We start from the raw sequence: 20,790 nt of genomic DNA, 5'->3' as shown, positions 1-20,790 counted from the left end.
CGGCGCCGGCCCTGGCGCACCCTCGCGGCATGGTTCTCGTCCATGGCACCTGCGTCGCTATCGACGGTACCGCGGTGCTGCTCTGCGGCCCCTCGGCCAGCGGCAAGTCGGATCTGGCGCTCAGGCTGATCGACCAGGGCGCCTGCCTGGTGGCCGACGACCAGGTCGAGCTGGAAGCCCGCGCCGGCACCTTGCATGCGGCACCGCCCGAGGTTTTGTGCGGCCTTTTGGAAGTGCGCGGCATGGGTATCGTGCGGCTGCCCCATTGTGCCGGAACGGCGGTGGGCGCGGTGGTCGAGCTGGCGCCCGAAGCCGAGCTCGAGCGCCTGCCCGAGGCGGCCAGCCGCGACTTCGAGGGCGTGGCGCTGCCGCTTTACCGGCTGACCGCCTTCGCTGCCTCGACGCCGGCCAAGATCCGCCTGGCGGTCGCCGGCCTGGCCGGAAAGAAATCATGACAGCGCCCGTGGCGCCGCCCGTGGTGCCGCCGGAGACGGACGCCCGGCGCCAGGTAATGCTGGTCAGCGGGCTTTCCGGAGCCGGCAAATCGTCGGCGCTGAAGGCGCTGGAGGACCTCGGCTTCGAGGCCATCGACAACCTGCCGCTATATCTGCTGCGCCGCCTGTTGTGGCCCGGCGACGAGTCCGTGGCGAAGCCCGACCAGCCGCTGGCCATCGGCATCGACAGCCGCACCCGCGATTTCCGCGCCGAGGGCCTGTTGGCCCAGATCGACGAATCATCGGGCCGCGACGACCTGCGGCTCTCGCTGCTGTTCCTCGATTGCGACGACAACATATTGCGCCGGCGCTTCACCGAGACCCGGCGGCGTCACCCCCTGGCCGCCGACCGCCCGGTCAGCGACGGCATCGAGCTGGAGCGCCAACTGGTGGCGCCATTGCGCGAACGTGCCGACCTGGTGATCGACACCTCGCGGCTGACGCTTGGCGAGCTGCGCCAGTTCCTCGACGCCCGCTTCGCCCCCGACCGCACCCCCGGTCTGACGGTGGCGCTAACCTCGTTCGCCTACCGCCAGGGATTGCCGCGCGAGGCCGACCTGGTCTTCGATGTGCGCTTCCTGACCAATCCCCACTACCAGGACACGCTGCGGCCGCAGAGCGGCCGCGACCCGGAGGTGGCCGCCTTCATCGCCGCCGATGCCGCCTTTGGGCCCTTCATGGCCAGCCTTGGCGAGATGATCGGTGATTTGTTGCCGCATTATCAGCGCGAGGGCAAAAGCTATCTGACCGTGGCCATCGGCTGCACCGGCGGCCAGCACCGTTCGGTCTTCGTGGCCGAGCGTCTGGCCCAACGCTTGCGCCACGGCGGCTGGCCGGTGGCGCTCAGACACCGTGAACTGGATCGGGTGGAGTGAGATGAACCAAGGCAAAGGGCCGATCGGCCTGATACTAGTCACCCACGGGCGCCTGGCGGCCGAGTTCCTGGCCGCCGCCGAGCACGTGGTGGGGCCGCAAAGGGCCGCCCGGGCCATCTGCATCGCGGCCGACGAGGACATGGAGGAGCGCCGCCAGGACATCCTGCGGGCGGTCGCCGAGGTCGACGCCGGCGCCGGTGTCATCGTGCTCACCGACATGTTCGGCGGCACGCCCTGCAACCTGGCCATCTCGATCATGGAGCAGGCCAACGTCGAGGTCCTGGCCGGCGTCAACCTGCCCATGCTGATCAAGCTGGCCGGGGTGCGCGACGAGGGCGACATGGCCCAGGCCGTGGCGGCGGCCCAGGAGGCCGGGCGCAAGTACATCAACGTCGCCTCGAAGCTGCTGGCCGGCTGCGAGACGTGAACCAGGTACCCGGGAAAGCCCCGCCCGCGCAGCTCAGCCGCCGCGTGGTCATCGCCAACCGCCTCGGGCTGCATGCCCGGGCCGCCGCCCGCTTCGTCAAGCTGGCCGGCCGGTTCGAGGCCGAGGTGCGGGTGAAGAAGGACGACCACGAGGTCTCGGGGCTATCGATCCTGGGCCTGATGATGCTGGCGGCCGGGCCCGGCAGCAGCCTCGAGCTGAGGGCCAGCGGCAACCAGGCCGAGGCCGTGCTCGACGCCCTCGAGGCGCTGGTGGAGGGCAAGTTCGATGAAGACTGAGGGCCGCGGGCGGCGCCGGCTGAGCGAGCGCATCGTCGAGGGTCACGGCGTGGCGCCGGGCATCGCCAGCGGCCGCGCCTTCGTGGTCGACCAGCGGCTCAGCCAGGTGCCCGAATACGGCATCGGCGCCGCCCAGGTGGCGGCCGAATGCCGCCGCTTCAACGAGGCCGTGGCCTATAGCCTGCGCCAGATGGGCAAGTTGCAAGAGAAGGCCCGGCGGCTCTCGGGGGCGGCGGGCGAGGAGCTCGGCTATATCCTCGAGGCCAACATGCAGATGCTCTCGGGCTCGCGCCTGGTGCGCGGCGTCGAAGAGCGCATCGGCCGCCAGCGCATCAACGCCGAGGCCGCGGTGCAGGCCGAGGTGGCCGACATCGGGCAAAGCTTTGCGACCATCGGCGACCCCTACCTGGCAGGAAGGGTGCAGGACATCAACGACGTGGGCCAGCGCCTCATCCGCAGCCTCACCAACACGCCCTACAAGGCACTCAGCGGCCTGCCCGAAGGCACCGTGGTGATCGCCGAGGAAATCACGCCGGCCGACACGGCACTGATGGACCCGGCCCGCATCACCGGCTTCGCCACGGCGCTGGGCGGCGCCGAGAGCCATACCGCCATCGTCGCCCGCTCGCTGGGACTGCCGGCGGTGCTGGGGGCGGCCGGCGTGGTGGCGGCGGTCAAGACCGGCGACGCCGTGGTGATCGATGGCGGCCGGGGCCGCATCGTCGTCAACCCCTCGAGCCGCACCCGGGCCCGCTTTCGCCAGCGGCGTCAGGAACTGGCCCGCGAGAAGCGCCTGCTGGAGCGCCTGCGCGACCTGCCGGCGCGCAGCCGCGACGGCGTCGAGGTGACGCTGCAAGCCAACCTCGAATTGCCCCTCGAGCTCGACATGGTCAACCAGGTGGGGGCGGCCGGTATCGGCCTCTTGCGCAGCGAGTTCTTCTTCATGAACCGCGACGATCTGCCCAGCCAGGACGAGCAGTACACGGCGCTCTCGGCCCTGGTCGAGGGCATGTCGGGGCGGCCCGTCACTATCCGCACGCTGGATGTGGGCGGCGAAAAGCTGGCCCCGGCCCTGGGCCAGCACTTTGCCGCCAGCGCCAATCCGGCGCTCGGGCTGAGGGCCATCCGGCTCTCGCTCAAGCTGCCTTCGCTGCTCGAGGACCAGCTCGCCGCCATCCTGCGGGCCGGCGCCCATGGCCCGGTGCGCATTCTGCTGCCCATGATCACCACGCCGGGCGAGGTGCTGCAGGTGCGTCAGGTACTCAAGCGGGTGGCGCGGCGGCTCAAGCGCCAGGGCCAGGCCATCGCCGCGCCGCTGCCGCCGCTGGGCGTGCTGATCGAGGTGCCGGCCGCCGCCATCGCCGCCGACGGCCTGGCCGAGGTGGCCGATTTCTTCTCCATCGGCACCAACGATCTTACCATGTACACGCTGGCCATCGATCGCTCCGACGAGCAGATGGCGGCCCAGTTCAATTCCCTGCATCCGGCCGTCATCCGCCTGGTCGGCCACAGCATCGAGGCCGCCCATAGGGCCGCCATTCCCATCAACATCTGCGGCGAGATGGCCGGCGAGCCACGCCTGACGGCGCTGCTGCTGGGGCTGGGGCTGCGCGATCTGAGCATGGCGGCGACGGCCTTGCCGCGCGTCAAGCAGCGCATTCACGCGCTTGACGTGAGCGAGGCGACACGGCGTTCGCAAAGCATTTTGGAGCAGCACGACACAGGCCGCATCGTCGCCATGCTCGATGATCTCAATGCCTTTTAGCGCTCACGGCGGCGGCCCTGCGGTCCGCTGCCTCCGCGGGGGCGCCGCAGGGGCGGCGGGTCGCATTGCTCCCGTTGCACCAAGACCAAGCAGCAAAGATAGAACACTATGACGGCGGCGCTAAGCCGCTCCCCTCTAGGGGGGCGGAGGCCAAGGGCGCGGATGCGCCCGCCCGGTGAGGGTCTAAACAAGACTCCGCCCGCCCGGCGAGGGTCCAACAAAACAACCAGATTCCCCCCATCAGCCGCAAAATCCCTCCTATATGCGCATATAAAGATTTCTTTATGCTTGCATCCGGAGGGGCGCCTTGCTATATAGCCGCCAAATTCGCGGCCGCCGCCGGAGGCGGCCCGCGGCCCGTCATGCCAGGAGCCCGACATGAGTGACACCGACTACAAGGTCGCCGACATTTCGCTTGCCGATTGGGGGCGCAAGGAAATCGCCATCGCCGAAACCGAGATGCCCGGGCTGATGGCGCTGCGCCACGAGTTCGGCGCCGATCAGCCGCTGGCCGGCGCCCGCGTCGTGGGTTGTTTGCACATGACCATCCAGACGGCGGTGCTGATCGAGACGCTCTTGGCGCTGGGCGCCGAGGTGCGCTGGTCGTCGTGCAACATCTTCTCGACCCAGGACCACGCCGCCTCGGCCATGGCCGCCGCCGGGGTTCCGGTGTTCGCCTGGAAGGGCGAAACGGAAGAAGAATACGAATGGTGCATCGAGCAGACCATCGAGGCCCCCGACGGCTGGCGCCCCAACATGCTGCTCGATGACGGCGGCGACCTGACCCATATCATGCACCAGCGCTATCCCGAGCTGATGAACGAAGTGCGTGGCCTAAGCGAGGAGACCACCACCGGCGTCCTCCGCCTCTACCAGATGGAGCGCGACGGCAACCTCAAGGTGCCGGCCTTCAACGTCAACGATTCGGTGACCAAGTCGAAGTTCGACAACCTCTACGGCGTTCGCGAGAGCCTGGTCGACGGCATCAAGCGGGCCACCGACGTCATGCTGGCCGGCAAGATCGCCGTGGTCTGCGGCTATGGCGAGGTGGGCAAGGGCTCGGCCGCCAGTCTGCGCGGCCAAGGTGCCAGGGTGATGATCACCGAGATCGACCCGATCTGCGCCCTCCAGGCCTCGATGGAGGGCTACCAGGTGACCACCATGGAGGCGGCGGCACCCGAGGCCGACCTCTTCGTCACGGCCACCGGCAACATGGACGTCATCACGCTCGAGCACATGCGCGAGATGAAGGACCGGGCCATCGTCTGCAACATCGGCCACTTCGATTCCGAGATCCAGATCGCCAGCTTGCAGAACTACCCCTGGCACGAGGTCAAGCCGCAGGTCGACGAGGTCGAGTTCCCCGACGGCAAGCGCCTGATCGTGCTGGCCAAGGGCCGGCTGGTCAATCTGGGCTGCGCCACCGGACACCCCAGCTTCGTCATGAGTGCCTCGTTTACCAACCAGGTGATGGCCCAGATCGAGCTCTGGCAGAACCACGGCGACTACGAACGCCGGGTCTACGTGCTGCCCAAGCTGCTCGACGAAAAGGTGGCGCGCTTGCACCTGGACAAACTCGGCGTGCCGCTGACCGAGCTCAGTGCCGAACAGGCCGCCTACATCGACGTGCCCTCGGTCGGCCCCTACAAGCCTGAGTATTATAGGTACTAGCGGCGGGCGACACCCCCACCCCGGCCCTCCCCCATCAAGGGGGAGGGAGAAAAAATTGACGGCTGGGGGCTTTGATTAAGCTCCACTGAATTCGTTACCATGACGCCGGGGCCTAGCGCTGGCCCCGGCGGACGGGTGCTGCGATGAGCGGGCTGACGACCTTGCGTACGATAGCGTTGGCGGTGCTAGTGGCGCTGCTGGCGGCGCTACCTGTGGCAGCGGCGGAGAGCACGGCGGCCCAGTCGGCGACGGCAGCCGCCGCCGCGCTGGTGGTGGCCGTGGCGGTGGTGATCGCCGTCGTCGGGCTGGTCGTGGCCATCACCTTCTGGGGTGCACGCCGGCGCCGCGAGGTCGGCGCCCGGGCCGAGGCGGCGGCGCTGGAGAGCGCCCTGGCCCGGGCCCACGCCGTGCTCGCCTCGTTTCCCGAGGGCTATTACGAATGGGGCCCCGACGGCCGGGAACGCTGTTCGCGCCGGCTTGCCGCCCAGCTCGGCATCGCCGCCACCGAGGTTGCCGGCTTTGCCGATCTGGGCCGCCATTTCGCCAGCGCTTCCTTCGCCGCGCTGCAAGACGCCGTAGCGGCGCTGCGCCAGGACGATCAGCCCTTTTCGCTGGGCCTCGAGGCGGCCGAGGCTGGCCGCCGCTTCACGGTGCGCGGCACCGCCACCCCTCTCGGCGGCTCGGTGGCCCATGTGCTGTGGTTCGACGACGCCAGCCGTCCGGCGCCGGGCGAAGCCTTTGGCCCTGTGGCCGGCGGCGCGATCGCCACAGGGCCAAAGACTTCGGCCGGCGAGGGGCCGCACGATGTCAACGAAACCTCGCCGCTGCCAAGCTGGCGCCGGGCCGCCGATCTCAGCCTGGTCTGGGTCAACAGCGCCTACCTGAGCGCCGTCGAAGCCTCGCGCGAAGCGGCTCTGGCCCACCCCGGCCTGGAGCTCGATCCCGACCCCGGCGGCAGCCGGGCGCTGGCCGAACGCGCCGCCTCCGAGCGCCGCATCCAGATCGAACAGCGCCGCTTCGTGGTGGCCGGCGAGCGCCGCACCTACGATCTGATCGAGCTGCCGCTAGCCGACGGCGGCAGTGCCGGCTTCGCGCGCAACGTCACCGACCGCGAAGACTTGGCCAACGAATTGGCCCGCCATCTCGACGCCCAGGCCGAGCTCTTGGACCAGTTGCAGAGCGCCATCGCCATCTTCGGCCCCGACAAGCGCTTGCGTTTCTTCAATCACGCCTTCGCCCGGCTCTGGGAGCTCGATGCCGACTGGCTCGAGGCACGGCCCGGCCACGACGAAATCCTGGAGATGCTGCGCGAGCGCCGGCGGCTGCCGGAACAAGCCGACTTCCCGGTCTACAAGGCCGGCATTCTCGACCTCTACACCTCGCTGCTGGCCGCCCAGGAGGAGCAGATCTACCTGCCCGACGGCCGCACGCTGAGGGTGGTGGTGGCGCCCCACCCCTTCGGCGGCCTGATGTTCATCTACGAGGACGTTTCCGACCAACTCGAGCTGGAACGCTCACGCAACACCCTGGCGGCGGTGCAGCGCGCCACGCTCAACCATCTCTTCGAGGGCGTCGCGGTCTATGGCGGTGACGGCCGGCTCAAGCTCCACAACTCGGGCTTTGCCCGCATCTGGCAGCTCGACGACGAGTTCCTGGCCAATGAGCCCCACGTCAGCGAAGTGGCCGAGGCCAGCCGTGCCTTGCTCTGGGCCGGGTCCGGGGCGGAGGAGAATTGGGCCCAGGTCAAGGAACGCATCGTGCATCGCGTGTTCGACCGCGAGCCCCGCAGCGAACGCCTGGAACTCCCCGACGCCGTGGTGGTGCAGTTTGCCGCCATGCCGCTGCCCGACGGCGCCATGCTGCACACCTACCTCGACATCACAGATTCGTCGCGCATCGAACGCGCACTTCGGGAGCGGGCCGAGGCCCTGGAGGAGGCCGACCGCCTCAAGACCGAATTCATCGCCACCGTGAGTTACGAGCTGCGCACGCCGCTCAACACCATCATCGGCTTCAACGAGATCCTGGCCAACGAATACTACGGCGCCCTCAACGACCAGCAGCGCGACTATGTTCGCGGCACGCTTTATTCGTCGGAGTCGCTGCTGGCGCTGATCAACAACATCCTCGACCTGGCCACCATCGAGGCCGGCCAGATGGTGCTGGAGCTGAGCCGCTTCGACCTCCATGGCGTGTTGCTCGAGGTGCTCAAGCTCGTTGAACAGCGCATGCAGAACGCCGGCCTGGAGCTGGAATTCGACTGGCCGCCCGAGATCGGCCAGCTCGAGGCCGACCAGCGCCGCCTCAAGCAGGTGGTGTTCAATCTTTTGTCCAACGCCATCAAATTCTCCAGCCGCGGCGCCACCGTGACCCTGGGCGCCAGGCGCCATGGCGGCGAGATCGACATCTGGGTCGCCGACACCGGCGAAGGCATCCCGCTGGAGCAGCACGAATGGGTGTTCGAAAAATTCACCAAGGGCCAGACCACGACGGCGCGCAATCCGGGCGCCGGCCTCGGCCTCTCGCTGGTGCTCTCCTTCGTCGAGTTGCACGGCGGCGTCGTCGAGCTCCAATCCACCCCCGGCGCCGGCACCCGCGTGACCTGCCGCTTGCCGGTGGAGGGCTCGGCCGCCCCACGCCGCTAATACCCGCGCCGACGATCGACCTGGTTGAGCAGCGCCTGGCCGGCCCGGGCGCGGTGGATGTTTTCGAGCAACTTCGGCACCACCTGGCCGGGCGCCGAATCGCTGGCGTTGTGGGGCGTTACCGTGACCCTGGGGTGGTCCCAGAAGGGGCTCTCAGTGGGCAGCGGTTCGCTGTTGAAGACGTCCAGCGTGGCGTGGGCCAGTTGGCCCTCGTCGAGCGCCGCCAGCACGTCCGCCTCGACCAGGTGGCCGCCGCGTCCGGCGGCGATGAGATAGGCGCCCTGGGGCAATTGGCCCAGCGTTTCTGCGTTGACGATGTCGCGGGTCTGGGCCGTCAGGGGCAGCAGCACGACAAGAATTCGCGTGCCGGCGAGGAAGGGGCCGAGGCCCTGGGCCCCGGCGAAGCAATCGATGCCGGCAAGCTGCTTTTGCGATCGGCTCCAGCCGCGGACCGCGAATCCCAGATCGACCAGCTTCTCGGCCGCCAGGCCGCCCATCTCGCCCAAGCCCATGATGCCGACGCTGGTCTCGGCCGCCGCATCGGCCACCAGAAAACGCCACTCGTGGCCGCGTTGCATGGCTTCGAGCTCGGGCGCACGCCGGTGGTAGCGCAGCACGTGCAGCAGCACGTAGTGCGTCATGCCCAGGCTGAGGCCGTCGTCGACGGTGCGGCAGAGTGGCACATGGGCGAGCTCCGCCAGGTCGGGAAGGCCGAGCACCTGATCGACCCCGGCGCCCAGCGAAAGGATGGCCTTGAGGTTCGGGAACCCCAGGAGTTGGCCGGGTTCCGGCGCCCAGGCGATGATCACGTCGATGTCGCCCGGATCGCCCACCTCGGGCCAAACCCGCACTTTCAGTTCGGGATCGGCGGCACAGAGCGCCCGGGCCCAGTCGTCGGCGCCGAGTTGGCTCGACAGCACCAGGACGGCTTTGGCGCCCGCCATGTTCAGGTCCTGACCACGCCGGAAGTGTCGGCTTCCAGGTCGAAGGCGGCAGCCATCAGGGCCCGGGTGTAGTCGCTCTTGGGCGCCTCGAAAATCTCCTCGGCCGGGCCCCGCTCGACCATCTGGCCGTCGCGCATGACAATGACCTCGTCGGCCAGGGCGCGCACCACCTTGAGATCGTGGCTGATGAACAAATAGGCCAGGTCGTGGTCGCGCTGCAGCCGGCGCAGGAGATCGACGATCTGGGCCTGGACGGATCGGTCGAGCGCCGAGGTGGGCTCGTCCAGCACCACCAGGCGGGGCTTCAGCACCATGGCCCGGGCGATGGCGATGCGCTGGCGCTGGCCGCCGGAAAATTCGTGCGGGTAGCGGTCCTGGGTCGCCGGATCGAGGCCGACTTCTTCCAGGGCGGCGGAGATCAGGGCCCGGCGTTCCTCGTAGCTGGCGCCGATCCTGTGTACACGCAACCCCTCCTCGACGATCTGGCTGGCGCTGAGCCGCGGGCTGAGGCTGGCGAAGGGGTCCTGGAAGACGATCTGCATCTGGCGCCGGAGCGGCTTCAATTGAGCGAAACTTTGGCCCTGGATGTCCCGGCCCTCGAAACGGATCGGCCCCCGGCTCTTGATCAGGCGCAGCAGCGCCAGGGCCAGCGTGGTCTTGCCCGAGCCCGATTCGCCGACCACGCCGACGGTGTGGCGGCTGCGCACCACGGCCGAGACGCCGTCGACGGCGCGCACGTAATCCACCGTGCGCCTGAGCACCCCGGCCTTGATGGGAAAGTGGACCTTGAGGTCGTCGGTGGCAATCACCTCCGGCGCCTCGGCCGGCGCCGGATCAGGCCGGCCCGAGGGCTCGGCCGCCATCAGCTCGCGGGTGTAGGGGTGCGCCGGCTGCTCGTAGATCTGGGCCGTCTCGCCCTGCTCGACGAATTCACCGTCCTTCATGACGCAGACGCGTTCGGCCATGAAGCGCACCACGCCGAGGTCGTGGGTGATGAGCAAAATCGCCATGCCCAGGCGGGCCTGCAGGTCCTTCAAGAGGTTCAGCACCTGGGCCTGGATGGTGACGTCGAGCGCCGTGGTCGGCTCGTCGGCGATCAGCAAGTCCGGCTCGTTGGCCAGGGCCATGGCGATCATCACGCGCTGGCGCTGGCCGCCCGAAAGCTGGTGGGGAAAGGCCGCCAGACGCTGCTCGGCCTCGGCCAGGCCGACCAGGTGCAAAAGCTCCAGCGTGCGCGCCCGGGCCGCCCGGGCATCCAGGCCGCGGTGCAGGATCAGGGTCTCGTTGACCTGCTTCTCGATCGAGTGCAGCGGGTTGAGCGAGGTCATGGGCTCCTGGAAGATCATCGAGATGCGGTCGCCGCGGATCTCGCGCAGACGCGCGGCGTCGGCGCCGATGACTTCCTTGCCCTCGACCCGGATCGAGCCCTTGGGGTGGCTGGCCAGGGGATAGGGCAGGAGCTGCAAGATCGAGAGCGCACTGACCGACTTGCCCGAGCCCGATTCGCCCACCAGGGCCAGGGTTTGGCCGCGCTGGATGTTGAACGAGACGCCCTTCACCGCCGGGATCTCACGCCCTTCGACGCGGAAATTCACCGCCAAGTCGGCGACTTCCAAAAATGCGCCCGTGGCGCCGCTCATCCCTGCACCTTGCGGGGATCGAAGGCGTCTCGTACCGCCTCGAAGACGAAGACCAAGAGCGTCAGCATGATGGCGATGACGAAAAAGCCCGAGATGCCGAGCCAGGGCGCCTGCAAATTGGCTTTGCCCTGAGCCAGCAGCTCGCCCAGCGAGGGCGAGCCTGGCGGCAATCCGAAGCCCAAAAAGTCGAGCGTCGTCAGCGTCGTGATCGAGCCCGAGAGGATGAAGGGCATGAAGGTGACGGTGGCCACCATGGCGTTGGGCAGCAGGTGCTTGAACATGATGGTCGTGTTGCCCACGCCCAGCGCCTGGGCCGCGCGCACGTAATCGAAATTGCGGGCGCGCAGGAACTCGGCCCGCACCACGCCCACCAGCGCCATCCAGCTGAACATCAGCATCAAGGTGAGCAGGCTCCAGAAGCCGGGCTGGATGACGCTAGCCAGGATGATCAGCAGAAACAGCACCGGCAGCCCCGACCAGATCTCGATGAAACGCTGGAACAGCAGGTCCGTCCAGCCGCCGAAGAAGCCCTGCACGGCGCCCGCCACCACGCCGACGAACGAGGAGATCACGGTCAGGGCGACACCGAACAGCACCGAGATGCGGAAGCCGTAAATCAGCCGCGCCACCACGTCGCGGCCCTGGTCGTCGGTGCCCAGCCAGTTCTCGGCGCTGGGCGGTGCCGGTGCCGGCACCGGCAGATCGTAGTTGATGGTGTTGTAGCTGTAGGGCACCGGCGGCCAGAGCATCCAGCCCTGCTTTTGGATCAGTTCGATGACGTAGGGATCGCGATAGTCCGTTTCGGTCTCGAAGTCGCCGCCGAAGCGGGTCTCGGGATAGCTGACGAAGACCGGCAACAGGTATTCGCCCTGGTAGTTGATGACGATGGGCTTGTCGTTGGCGATGAATTCGGCGAACAGGCTGGCGATAAAGAGCACCATGAAGATGCGGAACGACCAGTAGCCGCGGCGGTTGGTGCGGAAATTCTGCAAACGCCGCCGCGTCAGCGGGGCCAGGCGCAATCTGGGAAAGGGCCATCTCATGGCTCAGGCCACGTCGCGGCGTTCGAAATCGATGCGCGGGTCGATCACCACGTACATCAGATCGCCGATCAGGTTGAGGCCGAGGCCCAGCAGGGTGAAGAAGAAAAGCGTGCCGAACATCACCGGGAAATCGCGCGCTAGCGCCGCCTCGAAGCCCAAAAGCCCGATGCCGTCGAGCGAGAAGATGACCTCGATCAGCAGGGCGCCTGTAAACAGCACGCCGACGAAGGCCGAGGGAAAACCGGCCACCACGATCAGCATGGCGTTGCGGAAGACGTGGCCATAGAGCACGCGGCCCTCGCTCAGCCCCTTGGCCCGGGCGGTCAGCACGTACTGCTTGTTGATCTCCTCGAGGAAGGAGTTCTTGGTCAACATGCTGAGCGTGGCGAATCCGCCCACCACCATGGCCGCCACGGGCAGCGTGATGTGCCAGAAATAGTCGGCGATGCGGGCCGGCCAGGAAAGCGCCTCCCAGTTTTCCGAAGTGAGTCCTCGCAAGGGAAAGACATCCCAGAAGCTGCCGCCGGCAAACAGCACCACCAGCAGGATAGCGAAAAGAAAACCCGGGATGGCGTAGCCCACGATGATGGCGGCCGAGGTCCAGACGTCGAAGCGCGAGCCGTCGCGCACCGCCTTGGCGATGCCCAGGGGAATGGAGATGAGATAGACCAGCAAGGTGGTCCACAGCCCCAGCGAGATCGACACCGGCATCTTGTCGAGCACCAGGTCGACCACGGCGCGGTCGCGGAAGAAGCTGTTGCCGAACTCGAAGCGCAGATAATTGCCGATCATCTGGAAGAAACGCACGTGCGCCGGCTTGTCGAAGCCGTAAAGCTTTTCGATTTCCTTGACGAATTCGGGATCGAGGCCCCGGGCGCCGCGGTACTTGCTGGAGACGTCGGCCCCCGTGGCCCCGGCCTGGCCGCCTTGGCGCCGCGTCTCGCCGGCATCCGAGCCGCCGATGCGCGCCGTGGCCTCGACGGCGGTGCCCTGGATCTGGGCGATAAGCTGTTCCACCGGCCCGCCCGGCGCCGCCTGCACGATGAGGAAGTTGATCACCATGATGCCAAAGAGCGTCGGGATCATCAGCAGCAGCCGGCGGATGATGTAGGCCAGCATGGGGCTAGGTCCTGCCTGGTGCGGGCGGCGACACACCCCCACCCCTCCCTCCCCCAAAATTCGGTTTTGTGGGGAGGGGGAGGGGGAGGATGAGGGAGGGGGGGTGGGCCGCTATGTCCATACACCCGGCATCCTAGCGCTTGGCCTTGGCGGCCAGGCGTGCCGCTTTATCCGTGTCGTGCCACCAGGTGTCGAGAAAGCCGAGCCCGTACTTGGGCTTGGTGGCCGGCCGGCTGAAGCGGTCCCAGTAGGCGATGGGGTGGAAGGCGCGGAACCATTGCGGTATCAGGTACTGGTTCCACAAGAGCACGCGATCGAGGGCCCGGGCGGCGGTCTCCAGCTCGGGCCGGGTTTGGGCCGCGGCGATGCGGGCCACCAGGTCGTCGACCACGGGGTCCGCTATGCCGGCGTAATTGATGGAGCCCGGGCTGTTGGCCGCTTCCGAGCCCCAGAAAGTGCGCTCGCCGACGCCGGGCGTGGTCTGGCCGCCGAAGGCCGTGGTCGAGACGTCGAAGTCGAACTCCTGCATGCGGTTGGCGTACTGCGCCGAATCGACCACCCGGATGGTGGCGCGGATGCCGAGTTTCTTCAGGTTGCGCACGATGGGGGCGTAGACGCGTTCGAAGGTGGGCGAAAAGGTCAGGAACTCGAGCTCGAAAGCCTGTCCGGCGGCGTTGACGCGACGGCCGTCCTCGATGCGCCAGCCGGCGGCACTCAGCAGCTTGGCGGCCTGGCGCAAATTTCGCCGGTTGTTGCCCAGGCCGTCGGACTTGGGCGGCTGGTAGATTTGGCTGAAGACCTCGGCCGGCAGGCCCGCGCGGTGGGGCTCGAGCAACGCCAGTTCGGCCGGCCCCGGCAAATCGCGGGCCGCCATGGAGGTGTTCTGATAAACGCTGAGCGTTCGGCTGTAGAGGCCGTAGAAGAGGTTCTTGTTGATCCATTCGAAATCGAAGGCCAGGTCGAAGGCCTGGCGCACGCCGCGGTCCTGGAACTTGGCCCGGCGCAGGTTGAGCATGAAATTCTGGCGGTTGGCGGGAGAGGCGTCGGGCACGGTCTCGACCACCACCAGGCCCTTTTTGACGGCCGGGAACTTGTATGAGGTGGCCCAAACCTTGGAGGTGAACTCCTCGCGGAAATCGTACTCATGGGCCTTGAAGGCTTCGAATTCGACATTGCGGTCGCGATAGAAGTCGAAGCGGATGGTCTGGAAGTTGTAGCGCCCGCGGTTGACCGGCAAATCCCGCGCCCAATAGTCCGCCACCCGTTCCAGGGTTACCGAACGGCCTTGGTCGACCTTGGTGATGCGGTAGGGGCCGCTGCCCAGCGGCGGCTGGACGGTGGTCTTGTTGAATTCGACCTTGGCGTAATAGGCCTTGGAAATCAGCGGCATGGAGCCTGCCAGCAGCGGCAGGTCGCGCCACACGCCGCCTGGGCGGAAGCTGAATCGCACCCGGCCGGGGGCCGTCACTGCCACCTTTTCGATGTCGCGGTAGGTGATGCGGAAACTGGGCGCACCTTCGGTTTTGAGGGTGTGGAAAGAAAAGACCACGTCGTCCGCGCTGATCGCCGAGCCATCGTGCCAGCGCGCTTCGGGCCGCAGCGTGAACTCGACCCAGGAACGATCCGACGCCAGCTCGGCCGTGGCCGCCACCAGGCCGTACATGGCGTCGGGCTCGTCCGCCGAGCCCGCCATCAGTGATTCGAACGGCAGCCCGCCGATGGCATTGGCCATGCCGCGAAAACGTATGCCCTTGAGGATGAAGGGATTGAGGTTGTCGAAGGATCCCGTGGCCGCCAGCCTCAGCGCACCGCCCTTGGGAGCCTGGGGATCGACGTAGTCGAAGTGCTGGAAATCGGCGCCGTACTTGAGATCGCCGAAGGCCGAGAGCCCGTGGCGCGGCTCGGCGGCCAGCGCCGGCCCCAACAGCAGCGAGGCACCTGCCGTCAGCAGGCAAAATAATGTCAGCCGGGCGTTCACGCCGGCGATGATAGCAAACACGGGGCTTCAGGTAACGTCGGCTTCTTGTTCGCCGCGCAAGTGGGCCAGGGCCTGGCGGGCGCGCTCGTGGTGATGCGGCTTGAGATGACGGCGGACGCGATTGATGGCGCCGGCCAGCACGCTGGCGTCATCGACGAAACCGATGCCGGTGATGAAATCGGGGATCATGTCGGTGGGCACCACGAAATAGGCGATGGCGGCCAGCAGCAGCGCCTTGACGTGGCGCGGCGTGGCCGCGTCGGTGGCGCAGAAATAGGCCGCCACGGCCTGCTCCAAAAAAGGCACCCGGCCCAGCGTGCGCCGCACCTTGGTCCAGAAGCCGCGGCGCACGAGGTCGGAGTCGGAATCACTTGGCTCGACCATTTCCGGCATATGGGTACGGGGCCAGCCAGGCGCAACACAGGCCCAACATAACGGCGGTCGCCATGGCCCACGCGATCTGCTAAACGACGGCAAGCCTTTTTTCCGCGATATCTGCCTTTCAGGAGGACAAACCATGGAATTGGACGGTGTAACAGCCATCGTCACCGGTGGCGGCTCGGGGCTCGGCGAGGCCAGTGCCAAGGCGCTGGCGGCAGCCGGTGCCAAGGTCGCCATCTTCGACCTCAACCAGGAGAACGCCGAGCGCGTGGCCGGCGAGGTGGGCGGCTCGGCCCATGCCTGCGACGTCTCGGACGGGCCCCAGACCGAGGCCGCCATAGCCGCCGCCCGCGAGGCGCTGGGCGCCGCCCGGGTGCTGATCAACTGCGCCGGCATCGGCGTCTCGGCCCGGGCCGTCAGCCGCAAGGGACCCTTGCCGCTGGAGCAGTTCACGAGGGTCATCGAGATCAACCTGATCGGTACCTTCAACGCCATCCGCCTGGCCGCCGCCGACATGCTGGCGCTTGAGCCGCTGGGCGACACGGGCGGGCGCGGCGTCATCATCAACACCGCCTCGGTGGCCGCTACCGAGGGCCAGATCGGCCAGCCTGCCTACGCCGCCTCCAAGGGCGGGGTTTCTTCCATGACGCTGCCGCTGGCCCGCGAGTTCGCCTCCAACGGCATCCGCGTCAACACCATCTCGCCGGGCCTCTTCAAGACGCCGATGATGTTCACCCTGCCGCCCGACGTGCAAAAGGCGCTGGGCGACAGCGTGCCCTTCCCCTCGCGCCTGGGCACGCCCGAGGAATACGCCGACCTGGCCGTGCACATCTGCCGGAACGACATGATCAACGGCGAAACCATCCGTCTCGATGGTGCGCTGAGGATGGCGCCCAGATAGACCACGGTGCCTTGGACCGGAAAGGGGGGCAGTCTGCCCCCCTTTTTTGTGTGTATCCTCCGGCTATGGAGGAAACCGCGCGTTATGCCGAGCTGGCACCCAGCGCCGCCGAGTTCGAAGTCATCGCCGATGCCGCCTACCGTGCCATCCCGGCGCGCTTGCGCGGCTTCGTCGACGATGTGGTTATCCGTGTGGCCGAGTTCCCCGACCGCGAGACCCTCGACGAGCTTGGCATCCAGTCCGAGTATGACCTTTTGGGCCTCTACCGCGGCCTCGACCTGGCCCGCAAAAGCGTCCTCGACACGCCCGTCGACGTCGACATGATCCTGTTGTATCGCCAGCCCATCCTGGCCTACTGGTGCGAGAGCGAGGACAGCCTGGGCGACCTGGTGCGCAACGTGCTGATCCACGAGATCGGCCATCATTTCGGCTTTTCCGACGCCGACATGGCAAAATTGGAAGCACCTCAGGATTGATCCCCTTGACGGGCGCCGCCGCGGGGTGATGATTCTAGCCTCAGGAGGAACCCGCGCCATGGCACCAGCACCGCTCAAACCCGAATCCCTTTACCGAGTCTGCGATCCCCGGCTCCTGCCCTTCGAGAACACCAATGAGCTGGAGGAGCTGACCGAGGTTCTGGGCCAGCCTCGCGCCGTCGAGGCCATCGAGTTCGGCACTTCGATCCGCAGCGACGGCTACAACCTTTTCGTCCACGGCCCTTCAGGCACGGGGCGCCACACCACGGTGCGAGAGTTCCTCAACCGCCGTGCCGCCAAGGAGCCCAGGCCCTCGGACTGGTGCCTGGTGCATAACTTCAGCGAAGCCCACCGGCCCCGCGCCATTGAGCTGCCGGCCGGCGAAGGGGCCGATTTTCGAACCGCCATGGCGGGCTTCGTCGAGGAATTGCACAATACGCTGCCGGCGGTTTTCGAGAGCGAGGAATACCGCAACCGCCGCCAGAGCATGGACGAGGAGTTTCGTGAGCGCCAGGAACAGGCCTTCGAGGTCATCCAGGAAAGCGGCCGGGAACGCGGCGTCACCCTGGTGCGCACCCCGGCCGGGCTGGCGCTGGCGCCGACGCGCGAGGGCGAGGTGATCACGCCCGACGCCTTCCAGGCGCTGGACGAAGCCGAGCGCAAGCAACTGCAGGCGGCCCTGGAGGAGCTGCAGGAGGAGCTGCAGGAGACCATCCGCCAAGTGCCCGAATGGGACCGCGAACGCCGCAAGCGCATTTCCCAGCTCAACCGCGAAGTCACCATGTACGCCGTCGGCCACCTGATCGACGAGCTCTGCCAAAAGTACGAGGGCCACCCGCTGGTGCTCAAATACCTGGAAGCGGTGCAGGCCGACGTGCTGGAGAACGTCGACGTCTTCCTCGACAAGGGTGAGGCGCAGGAACAGTCGATTCCGGGCGGCCCCGAGGCCGCCATCATGGCCGCCGCCGCCGCCGCCGGCTCCGGCCCCGGGGCCGGAGCCGTGTCGCCCCAGCCCCGGCCACCGTCTCGGGCTTTCCGGCGCTACCAGGTCAACCTGCTGGTCGACAACAGTACCGCCATGGGGGCGCCGGTGGTCTACGAGGACAACCCGACCTATGCCAACCTGGTGGGCCGGGTCGAGCACATCTCCGAGATGGGGGCGCTGATCACCGACTTCACGCTGATCAAGGCGGGCTCGCTGCAGGGCGCCAACGGTGGCTACATCATCATTGACGCCATCAAGCTGCTGACCCAGCCCTATGCCTGGGAGGGCCTGAAGCGGGCGCTGCGATCGCGCCAGGTGCGCATCGAATCGTTGGGCCAGGCGCTCAGCCTGATCAGCACCATCTCGGTAGAGGCCGAGGCCCTCCCGCTCGACGTCAAGGTGGTGCTGATCGGCGAGCCGCGCATTTATTACCTGCTCTGCCAGGCCGATCCCGAATTCGGCGAGCTCTTCAAGGTCTCGGTCGATTATGGCGCCGACATGGAGCGCACGCCAAAGTCGGTGCTGGCCTACGCCCGCTTGCTGGGCCGCTTCGTGCGCAGCCGCGAGCTCAAGCCCTTCGCGCGTTCCGCGGTGGCCCGCCTGATCGAGCATTCCAGCCGTCTGGCCGCCGATCAGTCCCGGCTTTCCACCGCCATGGGCCAGATCAACGACATCATGTCTGAGGCCGACCACTGGGCCAGCACGGCTAAGCGCCGGGTGGTGACGGCGGCCGACATCGACAAGAGCGTCTTGGCCCGCAGCCGCCGCCATGACCGGCTGCGGGAACGCTCGCAGGAGATGATCGTGCGCGGCACCCTGATGATCGACACCGCTGGCAAGAAGGTGGGCCAGGTCAATGCGCTCTCGGTACTCAGCCTGGGTGATTTTTCTTTCGGCCGGCCCAGCCGTATAACGGCCCGCATTCGGCCCGGCCGCGGCCGCGTCGTCGACATCGAGCGCGAGGTCGAGCTGGGTGGGCCGCTGCACTCCAAGGGCGTGCTGATTCTGACCAGTTTTCTCGGTGCGCGCTATGCCGCCGACCGGCCGTTGTCGCTCTCGGCCAGCCTGGTCTTCGAGCAATCCTATGGCGGCATCGACGGAGATTCGGCGTCGTCCACCGAGCTCTATGCATTGCTCTCGGCTCTCTCCAGCGTCGCCATCAAGCAGTCGCTGGCGGTTACCGGCTCGGTCAATCAGTTCGGCGAGGTGCAGGCCATCGGCGGCGTCAACGAAAAGATCGAGGGCTTCTTCGACCTCTGCCGCCAGCGCCGCCTCAGCGGCCGCCAGGGCGTGCTCATCCCGGCCGCCAACGTGGCTCATCTGATGCTGCGCCACGACGTGGTCGAGGCCTGCGCCAAGGGGCGCTTCCAGATCTACCCGGTCGAGACCATCGATGATGGTATCGAGCTGTTGACCGGCCGGCCGGCCGGCCAGCGCCGCCGCGACGGCAAGTTCCCGGAGAAGTCGGTCAACCGCCTGGTCGAGGACCGCCTGATCAAGATGGCCGAGGATATTCGAGCTTTTGCCAGAAAAGGACGCGGCCGGGCGGAGAAAAACGAAAAGGCGCCCGAGGCGCCATGAAAATGGCTCAGCGACCCCACCATGAGCGCCGCCGCCTGCCGCGCCGCCGGCCGGACAAGAGCGACCACGACATCCGGCGTATTTTGCTGGCCTTGGATTCCTCGGCCAAAGGGCTGGCCGCGCTGGACGCCGCGGCCCGCCTGGCGGCGCTCCTCGAGGCCGAGCTCGAGGGCCTGCATGTCGAGGACGAGGCGCTGCTGCGGGTGGCCCGGGCGCCGCTCACCCGCATCGTCAGCATGACCTCGGCCAGCCAACCGTTGTCCGAGGCCGACATGGAGCGCAGCCTGCGGGCCCAGGCCCGCGCGGCGCAACGAGCCCTGGCCCGGGCCTCGGAACGCCACGCCGTGCGCTGGTCCTTCCGCAGCGCCCGGGGCCAGGTCAGTGGCGAGATCCTGGCCGCCGCGCCGGGCGCCGACATGGTCATCCTGGGCAAGGCCAACCGCCGCCTGGGCCGCGACGCCGGCCTGGGCTCGACGGCACGGCGGCTGTGGGGCGAGGCGCCGGGCGCCGTGCTGGTCGGCGAACACACCGCCGGCCAAGCGGGCGAGCAGCCGGTGATCTCGGTCTACGAGGGCACCCCGGCCAGCGACCGTGCCGTGGCCATCGCCGCCGCCATCGCCGGCAACGGGGGGCGCCGCCTGACGCTGCTTCTGGTGGGATCGAGCGAGGACCAAACCCGGGCCCTCGAAGCCGACGCCATGACCCGCCTGGCACCCCAGGGCATCGCCATCAAGCGTGTCCGGGTGCTGCTCGACCGCCCTGGCCAGCTGGCCAACACGCTGTGGCAGGAACACGGCGAGCTGATCGTGCTGGCCGATGACAGCGCGCTGCTGGCCCAGGGCCCGGCCGAAAAGATCATCGCAGAGCTGCACCTGCCGGTGCTGCTGGTCCGCCCCCGCGGGGAGTGATTGGTGCTGATCGGGCGGCGCCCACACAGCCCCCCCTGGAGAAGGTTAAGGTAGGCACAAAAATAAGCCGCCCCCAGGGGGGCGCTAAGGGATGCACACATCTCTGAGGGCCCAGCCGTCAGCGATTGCGTGGAATTGATTTATGCCGTTGACCATGGTGATCGGACCCGGCGGTTTTGAGGAGCGATAGCCGTTCCAGCCGCCGAGGCGGCCGATGATCCAGGCCGCCCACGCGAGGCTGTGGCTGGGGTAGGGGTTCTTTTGTTTTTCTGTTTTACCTTCAAGGCGGGGGTTGACGGCCTCTAGGGTCTCGATTTCCTGGGGCTTGAAGGCGGCGCTGGCCGGCCGGGCATCGGCGCCGTCACGGGCCTGGACCAGTTGCAGCGTAAGCGCTGCGGCGTGGGCCGCCATGGCGATCAGCTTGAGCAGCCGATCGGCGCTTTCGATCTGGCTGTTTTCAACCTTAAGCCCCTGGCGCTTCATTACCCGGAACAGCTGCTCGATCATCCAGCGCTGGGCGTACCAGTCGACGATCTGCCAGGCGCCCGCAACGTCGTTCACCTCGTGCGTCGTCAGCAGACGCCAGTGCAACGGCTCGATGCCGTCCGGTGGCTCCAACTCGACGACCTCGACAAGGCGCAACGTCACGCTCGGCGGCAGA

18 protein-coding genes are annotated in these 20,790 nt (G+C 67.6%); 11 read left to right on the top strand and 7 right to left on the bottom strand.

All coding sequences use genetic code 11. The annotated features are described in order from the left end of the window. Nucleotides 1-29: 29 nt before the first annotated feature. From QGG75_10315 to QGG75_10285, 7 genes are all read left to right on the top strand, one after another. The gene (locus tag QGG75_10315; protein MDP6067627.1) at nucleotides 30-455 is read left to right on the top strand and encodes an HPr kinase/phosphatase C-terminal domain-containing protein; all 426 of its coding nucleotides are present in this window, start codon (nucleotides 30-32) and stop codon (nucleotides 453-455) included. Then, nucleotides 452-1,369 (top strand): RNase adapter RapZ, encoded by a 918-nt coding sequence (gene rapZ / locus QGG75_10310; GenBank protein ID MDP6067626.1) that lies wholly within the window; start codon nucleotides 452-454, stop codon nucleotides 1,367-1,369. The genes QGG75_10315 and rapZ overlap by 4 nt, the downstream gene beginning before the upstream one ends. 1 nt (nucleotide 1,370) lies before the next feature. Beyond that, nucleotides 1,371-1,796: a PTS fructose transporter subunit IIA gene (locus tag QGG75_10305; protein MDP6067625.1), complete on the top strand. Its 426-nt coding sequence runs from the start codon at nucleotides 1,371-1,373 to the stop codon at nucleotides 1,794-1,796. Then, complete coding sequence (locus QGG75_10300; protein MDP6067624.1) at nucleotides 1,793-2,092, top strand: HPr family phosphocarrier protein; 300 nt, start codon at nucleotides 1,793-1,795, stop codon at nucleotides 2,090-2,092. The genes QGG75_10305 and QGG75_10300 overlap by 4 nt, the downstream gene beginning before the upstream one ends. Continuing rightward, complete coding sequence (gene ptsP / locus QGG75_10295; protein MDP6067623.1) at nucleotides 2,082-3,857, top strand: phosphoenolpyruvate--protein phosphotransferase; 1,776 nt, start codon at nucleotides 2,082-2,084, stop codon at nucleotides 3,855-3,857. Before QGG75_10300 ends, ptsP begins: the two co-directional genes overlap by 11 nt. 378 nt (nucleotides 3,858-4,235) lie before the next feature. Beyond that, complete coding sequence (ahcY, locus tag QGG75_10290; GenBank protein ID MDP6067622.1) at nucleotides 4,236-5,528, top strand: adenosylhomocysteinase; 1,293 nt, start codon at nucleotides 4,236-4,238, stop codon at nucleotides 5,526-5,528. Nucleotides 5,529-5,671: 143 nt separating this feature from the next. Beyond that, nucleotides 5,672-8,173: a PAS-domain containing protein gene (locus QGG75_10285; GenBank protein MDP6067621.1), complete on the top strand. Its 2,502-nt coding sequence runs from the start codon at nucleotides 5,672-5,674 to the stop codon at nucleotides 8,171-8,173. On the opposite strand, the gene QGG75_10280 is transcribed toward QGG75_10285, so the two are convergent. The 6 genes from QGG75_10280 to QGG75_10255 form a co-directional block, all read right to left on the bottom strand. Continuing rightward, a complete protein-coding gene (locus tag QGG75_10280; protein MDP6067620.1) occupies nucleotides 8,170-9,117 on the bottom strand; it encodes a glyoxylate/hydroxypyruvate reductase A in 948 nt (315 codons plus the stop codon). The genes QGG75_10285 and QGG75_10280 overlap by 4 nt on opposite strands. Before the next feature lie 2 nt (nucleotides 9,118-9,119). Then, nucleotides 9,120-10,757, bottom strand: coding sequence for an ABC transporter ATP-binding protein (locus QGG75_10275; GenBank protein ID MDP6067619.1), 1,638 nt, complete (start codon nucleotides 10,755-10,757; stop codon nucleotides 9,120-9,122). Then, a complete protein-coding gene (locus QGG75_10270) occupies nucleotides 10,754-11,800 on the bottom strand; it encodes an ABC transporter permease (protein ID MDP6067618.1) in 1,047 nt (348 codons plus the stop codon). The genes QGG75_10275 and QGG75_10270 overlap by 4 nt, the downstream gene beginning before the upstream one ends. 3 nt (nucleotides 11,801-11,803) lie before the next feature. Continuing rightward, entirely contained in the window at nucleotides 11,804-12,919 is a 1,116-nt protein-coding gene (locus tag QGG75_10265) for a microcin C ABC transporter permease YejB (protein MDP6067617.1), read from the bottom strand. Nucleotides 12,920-13,052: 133 nt separating this feature from the next. After that, nucleotides 13,053-14,897, bottom strand: a complete 1,845-nt coding sequence (locus QGG75_10260; protein MDP6067616.1) for an extracellular solute-binding protein — start codon at nucleotides 14,895-14,897, stop codon at nucleotides 13,053-13,055. 27 nt (nucleotides 14,898-14,924) lie between these two features. Further along, nucleotides 14,925-15,281 carry a YkvA family protein gene (locus QGG75_10255; GenBank protein MDP6067615.1) on the bottom strand — a complete coding sequence of 119 codons (357 nt, stop codon included), beginning with the start codon at nucleotides 15,279-15,281 and terminating at the stop codon, nucleotides 14,925-14,927. Between the two features lie 133 nt (nucleotides 15,282-15,414). Here QGG75_10255 and QGG75_10250 point away from each other — a divergent pair, with 133 nt between their 5' ends. From QGG75_10250 to QGG75_10235, 4 genes are all read left to right on the top strand, one after another. Then, nucleotides 15,415-16,179 carry an SDR family NAD(P)-dependent oxidoreductase gene (locus QGG75_10250; protein MDP6067614.1) on the top strand — a complete coding sequence of 255 codons (765 nt, stop codon included), beginning with the start codon at nucleotides 15,415-15,417 and terminating at the stop codon, nucleotides 16,177-16,179. 65 nt (nucleotides 16,180-16,244) lie between these two features. Beyond that, nucleotides 16,245-16,655, top strand: a complete 411-nt coding sequence (locus tag QGG75_10245) for a metallopeptidase family protein (protein ID MDP6067613.1) — start codon at nucleotides 16,245-16,247, stop codon at nucleotides 16,653-16,655. A 58-nt stretch (nucleotides 16,656-16,713) separates the two neighbouring features. Next, nucleotides 16,714-19,221, top strand: a complete 2,508-nt coding sequence (locus QGG75_10240) for an AAA family ATPase (protein ID MDP6067612.1) — start codon at nucleotides 16,714-16,716, stop codon at nucleotides 19,219-19,221. A 2-nt stretch (nucleotides 19,222-19,223) separates the two neighbouring features. Then, nucleotides 19,224-20,129 carry a universal stress protein gene (locus QGG75_10235; protein ID MDP6067611.1) on the top strand — a complete coding sequence of 302 codons (906 nt, stop codon included), beginning with the start codon at nucleotides 19,224-19,226 and terminating at the stop codon, nucleotides 20,127-20,129. Between the two features lie 84 nt (nucleotides 20,130-20,213). On the opposite strand, the gene QGG75_10230 is transcribed toward QGG75_10235, so the two are convergent. Beyond that, nucleotides 20,214-20,790: transposase (locus tag QGG75_10230; GenBank protein MDP6067610.1), on the bottom strand; the 577-nt coding region annotated here is incomplete at its 5' end.

It is taken from the genome of Alphaproteobacteria bacterium (genome assembly GCA_030740435.1).
Taxonomy (GTDB): domain Bacteria; phylum Pseudomonadota; class Alphaproteobacteria; order UBA2966; family UBA2966.
Note: the sequence above shows the minus strand (reverse complement) of the source record. Positions and strands in the feature narration are given on the sequence as shown.

Excerpts from the sequence above, each read along its gene's own strand:
- QGG75_10315 (MDP6067627.1), top strand. The coding sequence starts at position 30 with ATGGTTCTCGTCCATGGCACCTGCGTCGCTATCGACGGTACCGCGGTG.
- rapZ (MDP6067626.1), top strand. The coding sequence starts at position 452 with ATGACAGCGCCCGTGGCGCCGCCCGTGGTGCCGCCGGAGACGGACGCC.
- QGG75_10305 (MDP6067625.1), top strand. The coding sequence starts at position 1,371 with ATGAACCAAGGCAAAGGGCCGATCGGCCTGATACTAGTCACCCACGGG.
- ptsP (MDP6067623.1), top strand. The coding sequence starts at position 2,082 with ATGAAGACTGAGGGCCGCGGGCGGCGCCGGCTGAGCGAGCGCATCGTC.
- ahcY (MDP6067622.1), top strand. The coding sequence starts at position 4,236 with ATGAGTGACACCGACTACAAGGTCGCCGACATTTCGCTTGCCGATTGG.
- QGG75_10285 (MDP6067621.1), top strand. The coding sequence starts at position 5,672 with ATGAGCGGGCTGACGACCTTGCGTACGATAGCGTTGGCGGTGCTAGTG.
- QGG75_10280 (MDP6067620.1), bottom strand. The coding sequence starts at position 9,117 with ATGGCGGGCGCCAAAGCCGTCCTGGTGCTGTCGAGCCAACTCGGCGCC.
- QGG75_10275 (MDP6067619.1), bottom strand. The coding sequence starts at position 10,757 with ATGAGCGGCGCCACGGGCGCATTTTTGGAAGTCGCCGACTTGGCGGTG.
- QGG75_10270 (MDP6067618.1), bottom strand. The coding sequence starts at position 11,800 with ATGAGATGGCCCTTTCCCAGATTGCGCCTGGCCCCGCTGACGCGGCGG.
- QGG75_10265 (MDP6067617.1), bottom strand. The coding sequence starts at position 12,919 with ATGCTGGCCTACATCATCCGCCGGCTGCTGCTGATGATCCCGACGCTC.
- QGG75_10255 (MDP6067615.1), bottom strand. The coding sequence starts at position 15,281 with ATGGTCGAGCCAAGTGATTCCGACTCCGACCTCGTGCGCCGCGGCTTC.
- QGG75_10250 (MDP6067614.1), top strand. The coding sequence starts at position 15,415 with ATGGAATTGGACGGTGTAACAGCCATCGTCACCGGTGGCGGCTCGGGG.
- QGG75_10245 (MDP6067613.1), top strand. The coding sequence starts at position 16,245 with ATGGAGGAAACCGCGCGTTATGCCGAGCTGGCACCCAGCGCCGCCGAG.
- QGG75_10240 (MDP6067612.1), top strand. The coding sequence starts at position 16,714 with ATGGCACCAGCACCGCTCAAACCCGAATCCCTTTACCGAGTCTGCGAT.
- QGG75_10235 (MDP6067611.1), top strand. The coding sequence starts at position 19,224 with ATGGCTCAGCGACCCCACCATGAGCGCCGCCGCCTGCCGCGCCGCCGG.